Genomic DNA, 18,783 nt, shown 5'->3' on the forward strand with positions numbered 1-18,783 from the left:
CCGGGACGGTTTCTTGCCGGTTCCAAATAATTTGTAACCCTCCCTCAAGCAAGACAGGCAAAGCCATCCCAATTTCGCCGGTCAGTGCTATTCTCATCTTCAACACAGTGTGAGATTGTTCGAAGAGGAGGTTTTCCCATGTCGAACCGCAAAGCCATCCTAGCCGCAGCCACCTTTCTCTCGTTCTTTGCGGTGGTTCCCGCCGTCGAGGCGCAGAACGAACGCACACTGACCGAAGCGCCGGCCCAGACCGGACCCGTCAGCATCACCTTCGATCGCGCCGAGGCCAAATACGCCATCGGCGAAGTCGTCGGCCTGTTCATCCAGTCGACCGAGAACAGCTACGTCACGGTGATCAACGTCTCGCCGAACGGCTCCGTCGTCAAACTTTTCCCGAACAAATATCAGACCGATGCCCTCGTCGGCCCCGGCAAGCGCGTGCAGGTGCCGGATCCGGCCAGCGGCGCCCGGCTGCAGGTCTCCGGCCCGGTGGGCCAGGAGCAGATCAAGGTCTTCTATTCCTCCAAGCCGCTGACCATCTTCGCCGATCTCGGCGGCAGCGGCAGCGGCATGTTCCGCTCGATCGACGGCGGCATGGATGCCGTGTCCCGCAGCCTGGAAGAGGCCCGCAGCCTCGGCACCAAGATCAGCAGCAAGACGCTGATGCTGACGACGGTCGACAGCCCGGCGGCCCTGCCGCCCGCCGCAGCCCCGCCGGTTGCAGCCGCTCCCGCCACAAAACCGATCGAACAGGCGGCCAAGCCGCCGGTTGCGCCGAAGCCGAAGCCGGTGATCAAACAGGAAGTCGCCAAGAAGCCGGACACGGCCGTGGAAAAACCGAAGCCTGTGGCCCCGAAGAAGGTGGCGCCGAAGCCGGTGGAGCAGGCGACGACGCAGCCGCCGAAGAAATACAAGATCGTCACCAATCTGGCGCCCGGCCAGGAGCTTGCCGCCGACGAGCTGCAACTGATCGGCCCCGCCGACACCACCGCCTCCACCCGACCGAGCCAGTATAAGCAGCCCGCCCAATCCTCCCAGGCGAAGATGCCGAAGCTGCCGATGCCGCAGCTGAAGATGCCGCAATTCAAACTTCCAGGCGGCTTCAGCATCAAGATGCCGCAGCTCAACCTCGGCCGCTCGGCCGAACCCGAGGCCGGCGAAGAGATCGAAGTCGCGAATGCCGACACGCCTGCCTGCACTGCCCTTCTCGACAAGCTGAACACCGCCGTTGCCGCCAAGGATATCACGGCGGCGGCGTCCGAGGCCGATGCGATCGCCGTCAGCGCCGAATGCGGCCAGTTCCAGGTCAATGCCCAGCGCCGCGTTGCGGCCCTCAGGCTCGCCGCTGCCCAGGAGATGATGGCCGCCAACCAGCCGGTCGCCGATTACGAGCCGCTGCTTATCGCCGCCGACAGCCCGCAGGTGCTCTGGCAGGCCTCCGCCACGCTCGGCGAGATCTATTTCTCCGCCCGCCGTTTCGCCGATGCCGCCGCCGATTACCAGCAGGCGATCGAAATCATCAAGAACGAGACCCGCACGCCGAAGGCGCCGCCGGCCGACACGATCTCCGATCTCATCCAGCGCGCCGCCCAGGCCCGCATCCTGGCCGCCAATCCGACGAGCGACAACCCTGAAGGCAGCTTCGTGCCGGCCGAGAAAGACCACCGCAGCGGCGTGCTCGGCGGCATCTATTCCGAAAATGTCCGCGGCATCGTGCCGGTCTCCATTCCCGTGCCGATTACCTTCGATTTCGACAAGTCGAGCTTCACCTCGATCGGCACCGAGGCGGCCGAGGAATTGCTGGAGGCGCTGAAGGAGCAGAAGCCCGGCCGCATCATCCTGATCGGCCACACCGACCGGCGCGGCGGCGACGACTATAATCAGAAGCTCTCCGAGCGCCGCGCCCAGGCGGTGGCCGATTTCCTCAAGAGCCACGGCATCGATGCGTCGATCGATGCCGAAGGCCGCGGCGCCTCCGAGCCGGTCGACGTGACCGCAACCGCAAACCTCACCGAAGACGATGTCGATGCGCTGAACCGCCGCGTCGAATGGCGTCGCGAATAGCCGGGGCGAGGGGAGTTTGGCCATGTCCGCATCCGTTTCCATGGCCGCCGCATTCGCCCTCCTCAGCCTGGCGGCGACAGAGACCCTGGCAAAAACCATCGAGGCGCCGGAGCGCGGCGCCGTCCGGGCGGTGCTGATCGGCATCGATCTTTACCGCAACGTTCCGCCGCTGCACGGCGCTGTCGCCGATGCCGAGGACCTTTCGCTGTCGCTGCGTTCGGTCGGCGTCGAGGACATGACGCTGTTGAAGAACGGCGAGGCCGACCGCGAGGGCATCTTCCATGCGATCGAGGCCGTGACGGAACGGGCTGGCGCCGGCGATCTCGTCGTGCTCGGCATCGCCGGCCACGGCTCGAGCGAGCCGGAGCGCGTCAAGGGCTCGAAACCGAGCGGCCGCGACGAGGTCTATGTGCTCGCCGGCTTCGACACAAGGCTGCCCGGATCGCGCGAGCGCATCTTCGGCGACGAGTTCAAAGTGCTGATCCGCAACTTGGAGACCAAGGGCGCCGACGTGCTCTTCATCGCCGATACCTGCCATGCCGGCGGCATGACCCGCGATGTCGATACGCGCGGCGCCGAGATCACCTGGCGCCAGGCGCCCTCCTATACGATCGAGGAGGACGACCTCGCGCCGATGTCGACGACGGCGGACGCGCTCTCCACCGGCTTCGATTACAAGCGGCTGACCTTCCTCGCCGCCGTCGACGACAACACCAAGTCGCCTGAAATCTCCATTCCCGGCATCCCGCAGAAACGCGGCGCGCTGAGCTATGCCACCGCCCGCGCCTTCGAAGGGGCGGCCGACCGCAACGGCGATGGCGCCGTCAGCCGCCGCGAACTCTTCGAATATGTGCGCCAGTCGGTCTACCAGTTCACCGACCAGCGGCAGAATATCTTCACCGAAAGCCCGCCGGGAACCGATCTCGACCGCGCGGTCGTCTATAATTACGAAGGGGCGGGAACGACGGCAGAAGTAGCGAAATCATCCATTCCGCCGCCGGCCGAGCCCGCGCCGATCAGCGTCGCCGCCCTCGGCGCCGAGCCGGTGCTGCAGGGCATCGACCCGGCCGTCACGCCGTTCAAGCTGACGGACGCCGCCAATGCCGAACTGATCTTCGATCCGGAAAAACGCGAGGCGGTTGCCGGCGGCGATGTCGTCGCCTCCGGCATCGGCGCCGGCGACATGCCCTTCGTCGTCGACCGGATGGCCGCGCTCGACACGCTGAAGCGGCTGTCGGAGGCCAACCCGCAGACCGTGCGCGTCACCCCTTCCGATACCGTCCATCGCGAGGGCGAGCGCGTCGGTGTGGCGATTTCCGATCTCACCGGCCGCAAACTCGTGCTCTTCGACGTCACCGGCGATGGAACCGTGCAGTTCCTCTATCCCGGTGAGAAAGAGGTCGATGCCGAGATGTCGGCGAGTTTCGATCTCGATCTCTCCGTCGTTGCCCCCTTCGGCACCGATCTGCTCGTCGCCGTCACCTCGGAAAAGCCGATGCCCGAACTCGTCGAGTTCCTGAAACAGAACGACAGGCGCCGCACCGCCGGCAATATCGCCAGACGGCTCGGCGAAGTCCTGCCCGAGGGCGCCCGCCTCGGATTTACGGTCCTCTATACGTCCGCCGGAGCCAAGCTATGAGCGCGTCGATCACCAGGGTCCTCACCATTGCCTCTGTGGTTCTGCTGCTGGCTGCGCCTGCGCTGGCGCAGCAGGATACCGATTTTGCCGGCGAGGATGGCGGCCGTGTCATCGGCGGCCAGGCGGCGAAGAAGGGCGAATGGCCCTGGCAGGTGAAAATCCTGGCGCCCGATCCCGAACAGCGCGGCCGCTTCGGCGGCCATTGCGGCGGCTCGCTGATTGCGCCGCGCTGGATCCTCACCGCCGCCCATTGCGTCACCAGCGGCCGCTCCGGCAAGCAGGATCTGTTCGCCCGTGACCTGCTGATCGTCGAGGGCAAGTCGAAGATCGACAAGGTGATCTCGGTCGACGGGCCGGATAAACCCGGCCTTGATGTCGAAGACGTGGTCATTCACGAGGATTTCGATCGCAAGGTCTTTGCCAACGACATCGCCCTGATCAAGCTGGCCGAGCCCGCCGTCTCCAGGCCGGCCATTCTCGCCTCGGCCTCCGATGACGAGGTGGAGGCGGCCGGCCACAAGGCCGTCGTCACCGGCTGGGGCTACACCAAAGCCGATCATGGCTGGGACGACAAATACCTGCCGACCGAACTGCAGGAAGTCGAGCTGCCGATCGTCCCGCGTGAGGATTGCCGTGCGGCCTATCGCGACAGCTCGATGCGGATGAACCCGATCGACGAGCGCAATGTCTGCGCCGGTTATGCCGAAGGCGGCAAGGATGCCTGCCAGGGCGACAGCGGCGGGCCGCTGGTGGCCCAGCGTTCCGACAAAAGCTGGGTCCAGCTCGGCATCGTCAGCTGGGGCGCCGGCTGCGCCGAGGCCGAACATTACGGCGTCTATACCCGCGTCGCCGCCTTCCGCGACTGGATCGCCGCCAAGACTGATGGCGACGTGCCGAATGTCGAAACGCCGGCCAGCGATCAGGTCGCCTCGACCACCACCGGTCCCGGGACCAAGCTCAGGCAATCCGGCCAGAAACTGGCCAATCTCGCCATCACCACCCCGCCCGCCGGCGATACCGCCCCGGCCGCCACGAGCCAAACACCCGACGCATCAGCCGTCGAACCCACGCCGGCTGACAAGCCTGCCGCCGGGGAACCCACCGTCCAGCCGCCGGCCATCAAGACGCCCACTGCCCAGGCCCCCGATGGCCAAACGCCCGGCATCCAAAGCTCGCCCGGCGACCGCGCGCTGCTGATCGGCATCGACGATTACGAGATGCGCGAGGCAAAACTCACCGGCTCGGCCAGCGACGTCAAGGCGATGCAGCTCTTCCTGGTGAAGACGCTCGCCTACCGCCCGGAACAGATCCACACTCTGACCAACCGCAAGGCGAGCCGCGAGGCGATCCTTGCCGAAATCGACGACTGGCTGGTGCGCCAGTCGACGCCCGGCAGCCGGGTCTTCCTCTATTTCAGCGGCCAGGGCTCGGAGGAAATGGGCGCCGAGGAAACAACCAGCCCGACGCTTGTTGCAGCCGACGCCAAGCTGGTGCGCGAGGCCGGCAAGCTGACGGTCACCAACCAGATCCGCGAGACGGAGATCGCCGCACGGCTGAACAGCCTCAAGGACCGCCGCGTCACGCTGCTGATCGATGCCTGCCATGTCGGGCCCGGCAGCCGCAGCGCGGTGGCGGCACCAAGCGGCGGCAACGTGCGTTGCCTCGGTCCGGCGCTGGCAGCACTCGAAACGCCGAACAAATCGGGCAAGGAGGCGAAATTCTCCTTCGGCGGCGAAAACGCCATGGTCTGGTCGGCCGTCAATTCAGGCCAGTGGGCGCTGGTCGACCGCGAGGCCAAGCCGCCGGTCGGCGTCTTCACCCGCCGCTTCATCGAAGGTGTGCAGGATGGCGTGGCGCGCGCGGCCGACAAGCCGACTATCAGCAATGCCGCCCTGCTCGATTATGTCAGACGCAAATCCGACGAATATTGCCGGACGCATGCTGAGGATTGCCGCTTCACGCCGGTGCCGCAATTTTATGGCCAGCCGGATGCGCTCGGCCGCGATGTCGTCACCGGCGAGGAGGCGAAAACCCCGGTCGCCGCCGTCGAGAACACGCTGAAGACCGACAATGAGGCGGGTGTCGCCGTCGACGTGCTGCCCGGCACCTCGGTCGGCATCGGCGACAAGGTGGCGATGCGCGTCTCCACAAAGAAATCAGGCTACCTGATCCTGGTCGATATCGACGCCTCCGGCAAGCTGACCCAGCTTTACCCGAACAAGCGCTCGATGGGGCTGAAACCGACCGCCAAGAGCGGCGACAACCGGCTCGATCCCACCCGGCCGGTCGTCGTGCCGGATGCACGCAATCCCTATACCGGTTTCGAATATGTGGTGGAGGGGCCGGCCGGCGTCGGCATGGTCGTCGCCATTCTCAGCGACAAGCCGATCGAGGTGCTCGACCTGCCGGATGTGCCGGCGCCGCTGGTCGGTCAGCGCGCCGCCTTCAACTATGTCTACGATCTCGCCCGCACTTTAAGGATCGTCGGCGACGACGAGACCGGCGCCCAGGGCAAGTGGTCGTTCGATTCCAAATTCTATCGCATCCGCTAAAACAGGAGGGAAGCATGCGGAAATCCACTCTGCTGGCGGGTCTTGCCGCTTCGCTGCTGATGCTTGCCCCTGCCGCCCATGCCGACAACCCTGGCGACGGCAAAGCGATACTCGCCGCCCAGGCCGGGCTTGCCGCCGAACTGATCGGCCGCACGCTGGCAAAGGAGGGGGCTGCCAATATCATGGTGTCGCCGGCAAGCCTTGCCGCAGCCCTCGGCCTTGCCAGCCTCGGCGCCTCCGCCGAAGGCAAGGCCGCGATCGCCAAGGGCCTCGGCTTCGGCGGCGAGGGGAAGGGGCCGGAGACGGTGCTTGCCGCCATGACGCCGGAAAAGCCGGCGGCCGCGGATGCGCCTTTGGCGAGCGCGGTTGCCATCATCTTCGACGACAAGCTGATGCTCGCTCCCGACGCGCTTTCCATGCTCGCCAGCCACCGGGTCAAACCCTCCATCGAGGATCTCGACGGACCTGAGTCGGTCGAGCACATCAACCTCTGGGTCAAAGAGACGACGCGCGGCGCCATTCCCGTCATGCTGGACGCGCCGCCGGGCGGCGGTTTCGTCAGCCTCGGCGCGCTGTCCTTCAAGGCGCGCTGGAAAACGTCTTTCGACAGGGAAAGCGCGGCAAGCCCCTTTCAGCGGCCGGACGGTTCGACGGTTTCGGTGCCGATGATGCATCTCACAGGCGACGGGCAGAAATTCCGTGTCGACGAGAAATTCACCGCCGTCGACCTTGCCTATACGGACGAGAGCTACAGCATGGTGGTGATCGCCGCGCGCTCTGGCAAGGGCGTTGGCGGCGGGGATCTGAAGGCGCTCGCCTCCTGGCTGCAGGGGGAAAAATTCGAAGCGGCCAAGGGCGAAATCTTCCTGCCCCGCTTTTCCCTCAGCGACGGGCGTGATTTGATGCCGGTGCTGAACGCGATCGGACTGACACCCGAAAAGGCCAAGCATTCGGCCTTCCCGGGTTTCACCAAGGAAAACATTCGCTTGTCGCGCGTTCTTCAGAAGACGATGATCAAGGTTGACGAAAACGGCACGGAGGCGGCGGCAGCCACGGCAGCGATCACGGAACGCAGCATCGATCCCAAGCTCGTTCGCGTCGTCGCCAATGCCCGTTTTGCCTTCGCGCTCAGGGATACCAGAACCGGCCTGGTGCTGGCAGCAGGCCTTGTCGGCGATCCGCTACTAGAACAGGATGATTGAAGGCCTCTCGGCCTGAAATCTGAATCCTGTTCTACATTAAAGAGTCAGAGCATGATGCCGAAAACCGCTCACATTTTTCGGCATCATGCTCTGGCGGGCGAATAGAATTCGGTTTCATGGAATGCCAATGATTGCAGGGGGACATATGCATGAGAAGTGATCTGATCGCCCGCTACACGATCGGCGAGCCGGTCTATGAGAACGAGTTCATCGTCTATCCCGCTGAGGACAAGCGGATGGGCCATGCGGTCTTCATCGTCGCCCCCGATGTGGCGCTGAAATTGGATAAGGCGCGTTTCGAGCGGGTCTGGACCTCCATCAATGAGGCGAAATCGCTGACCGCCCGCCGCTTCGTCGAAATCGAGGACCTGATCCCGCCGTCGCCGGAAGACGACAATTTCTACATCGTCGAAAAGCGGCCGTCGAAAACGCTGCACCAGTATCTCGACGAAACCGAGATGGTGGCCTATGAGCGCGCCGCCGAGATCGGCCGCCACATCCTCGAAGGCCTGGCGACGCTGCACGGCGCCGGTTACGCCCACAATGCGCTGACGGATCAGTGCATCTACGTCTCCGAGGATTATTCCGGCCTGTCGGTCCGGATCGGCAATCTGCATTTGATCTCGAAGATCGGCGAGCACATCATTCCGCCCTATGTGCCGGAATTCGGCGCGCCGGAGATCTATGCCAGCGGCACCTTCTCGGCTTCAGCCGCCCTCGACATCTACGCCATGGGCATGATCGCCTACAAGCTCTTCCTGCCGCGCCAGACCTATAACAGCGTCTTCGACAGCGTCATGGTCTGGGAGGACGAACATCAGCGCGAGCAGAGCTGGAAGAACATCCATCTCGATCCCTCCAACGTCTTTCCCCGCCTCGACGTGCTGATCCCCGGCTTTCCCGAGGGGCTTGCAGGCCTTGTGGAACGGATGCTGAGCCGCGACCCGGCGCAGCGCCCGCGCACCGGCGCCGATGCGCTCGGTGAATACTCCAGGGTGACCACGGGCATCCAGCCGATGTCCTGGGATCCGCGCGGCGGCATGCCGCAGCAGCCGGAGGCGGCGAAACCGAAAAAGTGGACGCCCGTCAAAATCTCGATGATCGCAGCCCTGCTGTTGATCTGCATCGGCGTCGGCGCCATCACCATTCCGAAACTTCTGCGCCCGGATCCGAAACTCGTCGCCGATGTCGGCACCTGGAAGAAGGAGGCCGAAAGCCGCAAGCAGAAGGCGATCGCCGCCAAGGCGCCGGAGCGCCCGGCCAGCGACCAGGCCAAGCTTTCCTATGACACCGGTGCGGCAGCGCTGACCTCCGCCGATGCGCTGCTCAAGGACGAAGACTATGAAAAAGCCCTTCCGGGCTATCAGTCTGCCGCCATCAATCTCGGCAATGCGCTGATCGCCATTTCGAAGGAGAATGCCGAGAAGGCGAAAGCGTCGGCTTCGGCTGTCGGCGGCGAGAAGGCGCCGAGCTTCGCCGAGGCCGACGCCAGGATGAAGACCGCCGCCGACAGCGCCGCCGCCAAGCAGATGCACGGCGCCGTCGAAAATTACGATGCATCGAAAACCGCTTTCGACGATCTCGCCAAGGCGCTGACGGCGCTGACGGCGGCCGAAAAGGATGCGGCGGCCAAGCGCGAAACGGTCAACCGCATCGGCGCCGGCGATAGTCCCGACGTCGCCAAGGCGAGCAGCCTGATGGCGGAGGCAAAAACCAAGGCCGAGCAATGGCAGATGCCGGCAGCGACCTCAGGCTATGGCGACGCCGCCAAACTTTTCGACGCCATCATCGCCGACGTCATGGCGTCGAAGGACGAGGCGACGGGCCTGAAGCAGAAGGTCGCCGATCTCAGCGCCTCGATCACTACGCGCGCCGGTGCCGCCGATCCGACGCTTGCCGCCCTCACGCCGAAGATCGGCGAGGCCGATGGCCGCTATAGCGCGGAGGCCTATAAGCTCGCCATCGTGGCGTACAAACCGATCCTTGCCGATCTCGAGGCGCTGTCGGCGCGCGGCTTCTGCCCGGTTTCGTCGACCCTTGCCTTCGAGACCGTGCCGGCGGGAAGTTATTCGCTGGAGAATGTCCGGCTGATGACCGCCTCGATGAAGGAGCTCGGCGGCATGCTCGGCGTCGCCAATGGCGCCGTGAAGGTCGAAAAATCCTTCTGCATGCAGGCAAAGGCCGTCACCCGCGCCGAGATGGCGGCCTATTACACCGCCAATGCAGATCCCGCCTCGGCACAGGCCTATGCCGACAACCCGGAGCAGCCGGCCGACGACGTGCCGCTTGCCGTGGCGCAGAACTATACCGCCTGGCTGTCGAAACAACTGAACGCCCCCGTCCACCTGCCGTCGGCAACCGAATGGATGGCCAGTGCGACAAAGATGGAACCGGAAAAACTGCCCGATAATGGCGACATCCTCCTGCAATGGAGCGCCACCCCCTGCGAAGCCGGCGGCAACGTCGCCTTCATGGCGCAGGAAGGCTCGACCTTTGTCGTCTGCTCCGACGCCTCGGCCGGCGGCATCTTCCGGGTCACCGCCGAATTGCGCTGACGGATCGGAAGTGTTGAGACCGAGTGGGAAAACGGTCTGCCGCGCATGCCGGGGCAGGGTAATCCGCATCGCTGCAACACGTGTCGACGGGAGCCCACAGCGCCTCGACACAAGGTCTTAGACCGCTCCTTTTTCCTGATGCGGCAGCCTCGCGCGCAGGCGGTACCCATCTCCACTTTTCAATTCCAACTTTCATAAAATGCGGTATATTAGAGATGGGGACTGCAGGTATCCCCGCCTTGAGGGGTCGAGGACAATGTGCTGGAATACATCAGCAGCATTCACGCCGGTCGGTTTTGCTTTGCGAGGCCCGGCATCTCGCAAGATCGTATGGACGCTGGGCGACGCGGCGCGTCTCCTGATGAACGACTGGCCTTTCGATGACGGCGAGGAATATGTGGCTGCCGTCAAAGCCTGCGTCGACGCCATCAGCGGCAAAATCGCCCCGGAACAATTCCGCGAAGCGCTTCTGCGCGCAGCCGAAGAGGCCGGCATCGCCGCCCTCAGTCTCGTCCCCCAGGGCGTCGCAGCCCGACGCGCGGACCTGCCGTCGAACGCGCAACGATAGCCCGGATTGCAAGAGGCTACCGGCCTTTTCACGTCAAATCGTCGTTGGTGCCGTGCGGCCCCCTCATCCGACCCTTCGGGCCACCTTCTCCCCGAGGGGAGAAGAGGGAGATTGCTGCTTCGCCATCGACCCCATCGGACGGAATGCCTTTGAGCAGGCGGGTCCAATTGGGCAGTTTCGGTGCGCCTTGCTCCCCTCTTCTCCCCAGCGGGGAGAAGGTGCCCGTAGGGCGGATGAGGGGGCCACACGGCACGACTTTCATGATCTCCAGCGATCTTAGCTCCATCCCCCGCCAGCAGCCGTGGCATGGGTCCTCGGCTCAAGGCCGAGGACGACGGAGAGTGGGGTTGGCTTCCCGCCAAACTCGGCCCAACTTCCCCAGCCGCGTCGACGATTAAATAGGAATTTTGCGACAACGGAGCCATAGCCCCTTACTGATCGGCCGGGGCTTCGCGGATCTGCATGATCTTGTCGATCAAGCCCCATTCCAATGCTTCTTGCGATGTCATGAAGCGGTCGCGGTCCATGGCGCGTTCGAAATCCTCATAGGAGCGCCCGCAATGTTCCGCATAGAGCCGTGTCATACGCTGCTTTGTTTTCAGGATTTCCTCGGCGTGAATTTGCATATCGGTCGCCTGCCCCTGAAAACCGCCGGATGGCTGGTGAATCAGGATGCTTGCATTTGGCAGGGCGGCCCGCTCGCCAGGCTCGCCCGCCATCAGCAGAAACGATCCCATGGAGCGGGCCGTGCCCATGCAGAGCGTGTGAACCGGCGCGCGGATGTAGCGCATGGTGTCATACATGGCGAGGCCGCTGGTCACGACGCCGCCCGGCGAATTGATATAGAGGTAGATGGGCTTTTTGGGGTTTTCGGCCTCCAGAAACAGCAGCTGTGCGCAGACGAGGGCCGAAACGGTGTCGTTGACCTCGCCATTGAGGAAGACAATCCGCTCGCGCAGAAGCCGGGAATAAATATCGAATGATCGTTCTCCCCGGCTGGACTGTTCTACGACCATAGGGACGAGCTGCATCGCTTCGCGCATCGGCGACCTCCAGACTTCCAGAATTTTAGCGTGAGGCTCGCCGCGTCAGGCGGCGAGCATGAGGGGCGGGCTGTTGCTGTTCGCCGGCGCTCTTGCCATTCCGTCGAATCTTGCGTCCGTCAGTTCGTGGACGATCCGAAGGCAGGTTCCGCCCGTGGCATTCGGGGTGATCGTGAACGTCACGGTGCTTTCAAGGAAAGGCGGGCTGTCGTCGCGCAGCCTGTAGCGGACTTCCTGGCCGGGGGTGACGGTGATCGCATCGGGATCGGCCAATGCTTCCTTCGGCAACCACCTTTCCCGAAGTTCGGGAATGGTGACGGCACGCCAGACCTTTTGCGGCGGATCGCCCAAATCAAACTCCAGCTCGACGCCGCTATCCTGTTCCTTGGTCTTCGCTTCGTTCATTGATCCATGTCCTTCAGCAAGACTTTGAGTGCTGCGATACGCTCCGGCCAATAGGCGCGGTATTTTGCCAGCCACTGGGCGATGAGCGCCAACCCGTCGGGATCGACTTCGTAATTCACGAAACGCCCCTGCCGTTCTTCCCTCACGAGCTTTGCACTGCGCAGAACCGCAAGATGTTGCGACATCGCCGGCTGGCTGATTTCCATGCCCTCGCGCAGGGCGCTGGCGTTCATGCTGCCAGCCGCCAGCTTCTCAAAGATCGCACGGCGGGTCGGGTCTGCCAAAGCTCGGAAAAAGTCATTCTCGATCATGCCAACACATAAGCACACACTTATCTGATTCGCAAGCTCCTTTTCGAGACGACTGTCCGGTGTCGCTGCTCTCAGTCTCGTCCCGCTGGGTGTGGCAGCTGTCTATTCCCCAGCGTTGCAAAAGCAGGAAAACAAGTGTCGCCTTTGCCGGGATTTTCGCGACAAACGGCATGGCCAGAATGGACGTAGGCTCGTTCGATTCAGATTCGACGGTCGTCAATGACTGCGCGATCTGGCACTCTTTCCGTGGCAAGCAGGATTGCCGGAGGAAACGATAATGAGCGATCAGCACGAACATAACCCATTTGATGGCCCTCAGATGCAGGGAATGCATTACGAGCGGGCCGATATGTCAGGCGCCAACTTCGATGGCGTGAACCTCGCAGACGCACAGTTTTATGCTGTTTTGACCAAGGCAAAATTCACTGACAGCAATTTAAGTGAAGCGGTTTTTGACGATATCAGCCTTGCGGATGCGCGCTTTAACAACGTCAATCTGTCTGGCGCCGCCATCACCAATGCAAACCTGTCGCGATTGACCATAAGCAACGTCACGCTAGCAGATTCAGACATAACGGATGCCGATTTGACTGGGATGCGGATCAATGGCGTTCTCGTCACCGATCTGCTCATGGCCTATGAAAAGGCGAAAACCTGAAGGCCATGCACAACGCACAAATCCCGACTTCCCTCAAAACTTTAGAAAAATACCGGCGCAAAACTCCCTCGCATAAGTCGAAGTTTTGCGGTCGACTATTGCGAGGGTCGATGACCGCTTCGGGCCAAAAGGCGGCAAGGCTGCTCGGCCGCGTTGCGCCGGAAGCGGACGTCCATGGATAGACTAATCGCCGTTGCTGCCGTGCCGTGTGGCCCCCTCATCCGCCCTTCGCTCCGTCCATTGCTTTGCTTCGCAGCTCGAGCCTTCGACGCTGCGGGTCCTCCCTCAAGCCTCGGATTTCAGCTTGCCGCCGACAGCCCAGGAATCCTTGGCGATCTCCGTTATCAGAATTTCCACCGATTCCGGCGGGCACGCCAGCGTTTCGACGGCGGCCTTGGTCGCCTCGCGGGCGAAGGCGCGTTTCTGATCGTCGGTGCGGCCGGGATGCATCTGCAGGTGAAGAATGGGCATGTTTTCTCCTTGGTCATGTTGGCAATATCCGTCGCCTTTGGCGCGGGCATGACCACCATGTTGCAAATGCTGAGGTTGATAAATAAGCTCCCGGTATCGTCATTAGAAACCCGCAGGTAGGCAATCATGGACAAGCTGGCCGGCATGGCGATGTTCGTCCGGGTCATCGACAATGGCAGTTTCGCGGCCGCCGCGGAGATCGCGCAAGTGTCGCCTGCCATGGTCGCCAAGCACATCAAGACCATCGAGACCCGGCTCGGGGCCAAGCTGATCCATCGCACCACGCGCCGCCATCAGCTGACAGAGGTCGGCCAGCTCTATTACGAGCGCTGCAAACGCGCGCTGTCAGAAGTGGCGCTGGCCGAGGCTTCGGCGAGCGAGCTGCAATCGGCGCCGCGCGGCCGGCTTCGCGTGGTGGCACCCGTCAGCTTCGGGACGCAGATCCTGGTGCCGGCGTTGATCGATTACCAGAACGCCTATCCCGACGTCAGCGTCGAGCTGTCGCTCGACAACAATGTCCATGACCTCGTCGGCGAGGGCTTCGAACTCGGAATCCACATCGGCCCGCTCTCCGACGATAGCCTGGTCGCCCGCCCGCTGACGCCCTATCGGCGGATTCTCGCTGCCTCGCCTGATTATCTCGCCCACCATGGCCGGCCGGCCTCGCCGGAGGCGCTGACCAACCACCTCTGCCTCGGCCACTCCTATTGGCGCAGGCAGGACCGCTGGCACCTGGTCGGGCCGGGCGGAGAAATGCGTGATGTGTTGATTTCCGGAAAATTTTCCACCAACCAGGGGGCGGCACTGCGCATGGCCGCGCTCAGCGGCGCAGGAATCGTTCTCCAGCCGGAACTGCTGCTCGCCACCGATATCGCCGAGGGACGGCTTGAGCAGGTGCTGCCGGACTGGTCCTACAAGCCTGTTCCGATGTCCCTCGTCTACGCGCCGAACCGCCGGCCGACAGCGATGCTGCGGACGGTCATCGATTTCCTGGTGGAACGGTTTGGCTGATAACCGCCTCGACGAAGGAACTCGGCGTTACCACCATACGCGTAATCGAACTCAAGCCGCTGGAGTGTCATTTCGCGGCAACCGGCCGTCCGAGAACAAATGATATTCGTATCCTTTGGGCCCTGATGAAGCCGTCCAAGCCGTAGCAAGGGAGGAGTTCAATCTATAAGGTGGCAGACATCGCCCAAAGGGGATTCAAGGCCAATGCCCCCAGAGAAGAAGGACCGTTCGCCTGTTGCGCTGGAACAGCGCGATATAAGCGCCGACCAGCGCATGTTCTCACATTCCGCTGCGCGAAATTCGGCGCCGATCCTCGCTGTCCTAAAACGTGTCCTTCCAACACGTGGCACCGTACTGGAGATTGGATGCGGGACCGGCGAGCACGCCGTGTGTTTTGCGGAAGCAATGCCCGACCTCACTTGGCAGCCGAGCGATCCGGATGCCGACGCCCGCACCAGCACGTCTGGCTGGATCAAATTTGCAGGGCTGAAGAATGTGCTGGCACCGCGGGATATTGATGTATGCGCAGGGCAATGGGGCGTCGAACAAACAGGGCATTTTGACGCCATCGTGTCGATCAATATGATCCATATCGCGCCATGGGCGGCAAGCTTAGGATTGTTCGCAGGAGCTGGCCGTTTGCTTCACGCTGGTGGGCTTCTTCTTCTCTACGGCCCATTCATGCACGACGGAACACACAACGCCCCCGCGAACGCTGCTTTCGACGCGGCTCTAAAGGAGCGCAACCCATCCTGGGGTGTGCGTGATATCGCTGATCTTGAACAATTGGGTGAGGCCGCTGGGCTTGATCTCCGCGAGATGATCGAGATGCCTAGCAACAATATGTTGCTGATCTTCTCCACCGGTAGTGCCTGAACGACAAGCGGGCGCGAAAGAGACGTGGGCAACATTCGGGCGCTTTGCTGCCGTTCGAGGTCGATCCGAGGAACGTCCGCTATGTGCTAGACTGGGGCCGAAGACGGAACGCGACAGACGCACCGCGAGGGGCGGTGTGATCGAACCGGAATTCGTGCGACCGAGTGCCAACGTTGTGCTCTTTGAAGGGGAGACGAGGACGATGCCGACACCAGAGCAACCCAGTCTAATAGTTCGACAGAAATCCCCACCAAACATCGAGTTTCCCTTTGCGTCACTCTCCGATTGGCTGATCCCAACCGAGCTGTTCTTCGTGCGAAACCATTTCCCGTCGCCGGAGCTCGATGCGCGAGACTGGAGATTGCGCGTTGGCGGGGCGGTGGAGCGGCCGATCGAACTTGACCTCGACAGCATCAAGGCGATGCGGAGCACGACTCTCACTGCCGTCGTCGAGTGCGCAGGCAACGGGCGCGTCTACTATGTGCCGCCGAGGGAGGGGTTGCAGTGGCAGAACGGAGCCGTCGGCAATGCCGCGTGGACAGGTGTTCCTCTGCGCGAGATTTTAGAAATGGCGGGCGTCAAGCGAACCGCACGTGAGGTTCTCCTCATAGGCGCAGACAGCGGCGTCGTCGACACGAACAAGAAAACGGCTTCTCCGGGCCCCATCGCTTTTGCGCGCAGCTTGCCGCTTGAGAAGGCCATCGCTGACAGCACGATCCTTGCCTATTCGATGAACGAGGAGCCGTTGACGCGCGATCACGGCTACCCGCTACGCGCGGTCGTGGGTGGCTGGTTCGGCATGGCTTGGGTCAAGTGGATCACTGATATCACGGTTGTGGAGGAACCGTTCCTTGGCTACTGGCAGGCGCGCGACTATTTCCGTTGGGAGCGCAGCCTCGGGGAACCCAGGCTGGTCCCCCTCGCAGAGATGGAGGTCAAAGCGCAGATCGCGCGTCCCGTGCAGGGAGCGCGTCTCGTCGCCGGCCAACCGTATCGGATTTTCGGAGCCGCCTGGAGCGGAGAGGCTGCTATCCGGCAGGTGCAGGTCTGCACCGGAGATGGCAGGGGCTGGCGCGAGGGAAGGCTCTTCGAAACAGAACGTCCTTTTGCATGGCGCTTGTGGGAGTGCATGTGGACCCCTGAAGACGTGGGGCGATATATACTGCGATGTCGCGCGATCGATGCGGCGGGGTGCGTGCAGCCCGACCTCCAGCGATCCGACTGCGAGAGCTACGCGGCCAATTGGATCGTTCCGGTGGAGGTTACGGCCGTTCCCAAGCCCCAGACGTACGAGGAGGAATTCGTGATCTAATCCACCCGCATGGGGCGGAATAGCGGCTTTCGGCGCACCTGCGACCCGCGTTGTCACTGCGCCATAGCCGCTTTGTAGCAACGGCGGGCCGGTGGCTCGACGACTGCTATGATAGTGCTTTTCGGACGCGGTCAACGGCGAAGCAGACCATCGGCTTCCAGGCATTCGATCGGGGATCGACGTCGCGGGCTGTTGCGAGACCGACCGCCAGTTCATACGTTCTCTATCCAACCTCACAAGGAGCAGCAGATGCAGATCGACCTCGCAGGCAAGACCGCTCTTATTACTGGATCGACCGAAGGTATCGGCTACGCGATCGCCCGCCAGCTCGCGAGGGCTGGCGCGGACGTGGTGATCAACGGACGGTCCGAAGAAAAGACCGCAAATGCCGCCGAACGCCTGAAAGGCGAAGATGCCGGGGGCACCGTAACCGCCGTCGCAGCCGATGTCGCAACCGCTGAAGGGTGTGACGCTCTCGTCGCCAAGGTTCCTCATGTGGACATCCTCATCAACAACGCGGGCATTTTTCAGCCGCTCGACTTCTTCGAGGCGAACGACGAGGTGTGGGATCGCCACTGGCAGGTAAACGTCATGTCGGCCGTCAGGCTTTCGCGTGCCTACCTTCCAGGCATGCAGAACGTCGACTGGGGTCGTGTCATCTTCATCGCGTCGGAATCCGGCTTTAACATTCCGGTGGAGATGATTCACTACGGCGTCAGCAAGACCGCCGATATCGCGGTTGCCCGCGGGCTCGCCAAGCGCATGGCTGGTACGGGCGTTACCGTGAACTCGGTCCTCCCCGGCCCAACACTGTCCGAAGGCGTCGAGGCGATGCTTGCCGAAGAGCGTGCGAAGACGGGCAAGCCGATCGAGGAGGTCGCGGCGGACTTCGTCAAGAAGCATCGTGGCAGTTCGATCATCCAACGAGCTGCAAGCGTCGAGGAAATCGCCAACCTCGTAACCTATCTGGCGTCGCCTTTGGCATCCGCGACGACCGGGGCTTCCATGCGCGTGGACGGAGGACTGATCGACACGCTCTGAGGTGATCCCTTGCCTGCTGGTCGTGATTGCCGGCCTGCGAAAATCGGTGGCGGCAGACCATAACAACTTGAAGAGGTTTGACAACACGCTGAGACACGTAGCCTTATGACCGCTTAGGGCCGGCCGAAAGCGGATATCCATGAAAACGAAATGCCATCAGGCATTTGCAGCGATCTGCTTAAGGCCACTTCTTTCAATAGAGTCGAGGGCGAAGCGGCGTTCTCCCTCTTCTCCCCAGCGGGGTCCGAAGGACGGGTTGAGACCCGTGGCTCAACCCCGGGCGGTGGCCCGCAGGGTCGGATGAGGGGGCCACACGGCACGCCTTTCACGATCGCCCTTCGCTTCTTCCATCGCTTTGCTTCGCGAATATGCGATGCGCGAGGCAAGGACCGTTTTGGGCCAAAGACGACAAGGCTGCCTCCGGCAACGAAAGCTTCTGCGCCAAAAATAGTCAGCGCGCCAGCGAGGCTGGCCTAATCCGCAATGCGTTCAGGATGGCCAAAACGGCTTCACCGGCTCGATGCGATATCTCTTCTCGAACTCACGAAGAACCATTTCGAGCGTTGCCTCGAAAGCACTCTGATCAAACATCATCGTTTTCCCCGCCTCATGAAGATAGCGCCAGTCGATGAAGGCATCTTTGTGCTGATACAGAATGTGACGAATGCTGTAATCGATGTGCAAACCGCTCGGATGATACGGGGCGACGGACTTTTTGAACTCCGCATCGAGTTTCTCTTGGCTTTCCGGCTTAAGGCTATCAAACAGCTTCATAAGGTCGTGCGACTTGATAACTTCTGGATTGTCGTAGTCGAAAACGAACCACGCTTTGAGCGCCAATTCCATCGAGAGCGCCAAAAGCATAGGCTCAACGCCGACGTGGTCGCTTCTTCTCAGGTCTGCATGGTTTCCGAACCCCCGGTCTGGAAAGCTACGAGTTTTTCTAAATATCGCCCTAGCGGCTTCTCCGATTCTGATGGCCGTCGATAGGCGCGCGCTCATTAGAGGTCCATTGGGTTGATGTCGACTGGCCTTATACTTGAACTGAGACATTACAAGAAAGTTATCGCTTTGG

The 18,783-nt window shown here is 62.4% G+C and carries 16 protein-coding genes; 11 read left to right on the plus strand and 5 right to left on the minus strand.

The genetic code is table 11. The annotated features are described in order from the left end of the window. The first annotated feature begins 138 nt into the window (after positions 1-138). The 6 genes from ATY75_RS33375 to ATY75_RS33400 all read left to right on the plus strand — a co-directional run bounded on the left by ATY75_RS33375 (position 139) and on the right by ATY75_RS33400 (position 10,580). Positions 139-2,064: a DUF4384 domain-containing protein gene (locus ATY75_RS33375; protein ID WP_088940760.1), complete on the plus strand. Its 1,926-nt coding sequence runs from the start codon at positions 139-141 to the stop codon at positions 2,062-2,064. 22 nt (positions 2,065-2,086) lie between these two features. After that, positions 2,087-3,703, plus strand: a complete 1,617-nt coding sequence (locus tag ATY75_RS33380; protein ID WP_088940761.1) for a caspase family protein — start codon at positions 2,087-2,089, stop codon at positions 3,701-3,703. After that, positions 3,700-6,255, plus strand: a complete 2,556-nt coding sequence (locus tag ATY75_RS33385) for a trypsin-like serine protease (protein WP_088940762.1) — start codon at positions 3,700-3,702, stop codon at positions 6,253-6,255. The genes ATY75_RS33380 and ATY75_RS33385 overlap by 4 nt, the downstream gene beginning before the upstream one ends. Before the next feature lie 14 nt (positions 6,256-6,269). After that, positions 6,270-7,457 (plus strand): serpin family protein, encoded by a 1,188-nt coding sequence (locus ATY75_RS33390; RefSeq protein WP_088940763.1) that lies wholly within the window; start codon positions 6,270-6,272, stop codon positions 7,455-7,457. Between the two features lie 149 nt (positions 7,458-7,606). Beyond that, positions 7,607-10,012: a serine/threonine protein kinase gene (locus tag ATY75_RS33395; protein WP_088940764.1), complete on the plus strand. Its 2,406-nt coding sequence runs from the start codon at positions 7,607-7,609 to the stop codon at positions 10,010-10,012. Positions 10,013-10,268: 256 nt separating this feature from the next. Continuing rightward, a complete protein-coding gene (locus tag ATY75_RS33400) occupies positions 10,269-10,580 on the plus strand; it encodes a DUF982 domain-containing protein (RefSeq protein WP_088940765.1) in 312 nt (103 codons plus the stop codon). Positions 10,581-11,011: 431 nt separating this feature from the next. Here the strand turns inward: ATY75_RS33400 and ATY75_RS33410 are convergent, their stop codons facing one another. The 3 genes from ATY75_RS33410 to ATY75_RS33420 are packed head-to-tail and all read right to left on the minus strand — an operon-like array spanning position 11,012 to position 12,339. After that, entirely contained in the window at positions 11,012-11,623 is a 612-nt protein-coding gene (locus ATY75_RS33410) for an ATP-dependent Clp protease proteolytic subunit (RefSeq protein ID WP_088940766.1), read from the minus strand. Positions 11,624-11,668: 45 nt separating this feature from the next. After that, the gene (locus tag ATY75_RS33415) at positions 11,669-12,028 is read right to left on the minus strand and encodes an SRPBCC domain-containing protein (RefSeq protein WP_064843745.1); all 360 of its coding nucleotides are present in this window, start codon (positions 12,026-12,028) and stop codon (positions 11,669-11,671) included. Continuing rightward, positions 12,025-12,339 (minus strand): metalloregulator ArsR/SmtB family transcription factor, encoded by a 315-nt coding sequence (locus tag ATY75_RS33420; protein ID WP_007628095.1) that lies wholly within the window; start codon positions 12,337-12,339, stop codon positions 12,025-12,027. Before ATY75_RS33420 ends, ATY75_RS33415 begins: the two co-directional genes overlap by 4 nt. A 277-nt stretch (positions 12,340-12,616) precedes the next feature. On the opposite strand from ATY75_RS33420, the gene ATY75_RS33425 reads away from it, so the two are divergent. Beyond that, positions 12,617-12,997 (plus strand): pentapeptide repeat-containing protein, encoded by a 381-nt coding sequence (locus ATY75_RS33425; protein WP_064843742.1) that lies wholly within the window; start codon positions 12,617-12,619, stop codon positions 12,995-12,997. Between the two features lie 285 nt (positions 12,998-13,282). On the opposite strand, the gene ATY75_RS33430 is transcribed toward ATY75_RS33425, so the two are convergent. Next, positions 13,283-13,468: a 4-oxalocrotonate tautomerase gene (locus ATY75_RS33430; RefSeq protein WP_003594927.1), complete on the minus strand. Its 186-nt coding sequence runs from the start codon at positions 13,466-13,468 to the stop codon at positions 13,283-13,285. A 126-nt stretch (positions 13,469-13,594) separates the two neighbouring features. Here ATY75_RS33430 and ATY75_RS33435 point away from each other — a divergent pair, with 126 nt between their 5' ends. From ATY75_RS33435 to ATY75_RS33450, 4 genes are all read left to right on the plus strand, one after another. Next, on the plus strand, positions 13,595-14,479 hold the full coding sequence (locus ATY75_RS33435; protein ID WP_088940767.1) for a LysR family transcriptional regulator: 885 nt from the start codon (positions 13,595-13,597) through the stop codon (positions 14,477-14,479). 204 nt (positions 14,480-14,683) lie between these two features. Then, on the plus strand, positions 14,684-15,355 hold the full coding sequence (locus ATY75_RS33440; RefSeq protein ID WP_088940768.1) for a DUF938 domain-containing protein: 672 nt from the start codon (positions 14,684-14,686) through the stop codon (positions 15,353-15,355). Between the two features lie 202 nt (positions 15,356-15,557). Next, the gene (locus ATY75_RS33445) at positions 15,558-16,667 is read left to right on the plus strand and encodes a sulfite oxidase (RefSeq protein WP_245317679.1); all 1,110 of its coding nucleotides are present in this window, start codon (positions 15,558-15,560) and stop codon (positions 16,665-16,667) included. 249 nt (positions 16,668-16,916) lie between these two features. Then, positions 16,917-17,708 carry an SDR family oxidoreductase gene (locus ATY75_RS33450; protein ID WP_088940769.1) on the plus strand — a complete coding sequence of 264 codons (792 nt, stop codon included), beginning with the start codon at positions 16,917-16,919 and terminating at the stop codon, positions 17,706-17,708. A gap of 489 nt (positions 17,709-18,197) precedes the next feature. Here ATY75_RS33450 and ATY75_RS33455 read toward each other — a convergent pair whose 3' ends face one another. After that, on the minus strand, positions 18,198-18,710 hold the full coding sequence (locus ATY75_RS33455) for a hypothetical protein (RefSeq protein WP_088940820.1): 513 nt from the start codon (positions 18,708-18,710) through the stop codon (positions 18,198-18,200). Positions 18,711-18,783 lie beyond the last annotated feature (73 nt).

Origin of the sequence: Rhizobium sp. N122 (assembly GCF_002211295.1) — a bacterium.
Lineage (GTDB): Bacteria > Pseudomonadota > Alphaproteobacteria > Rhizobiales > Rhizobiaceae > Rhizobium.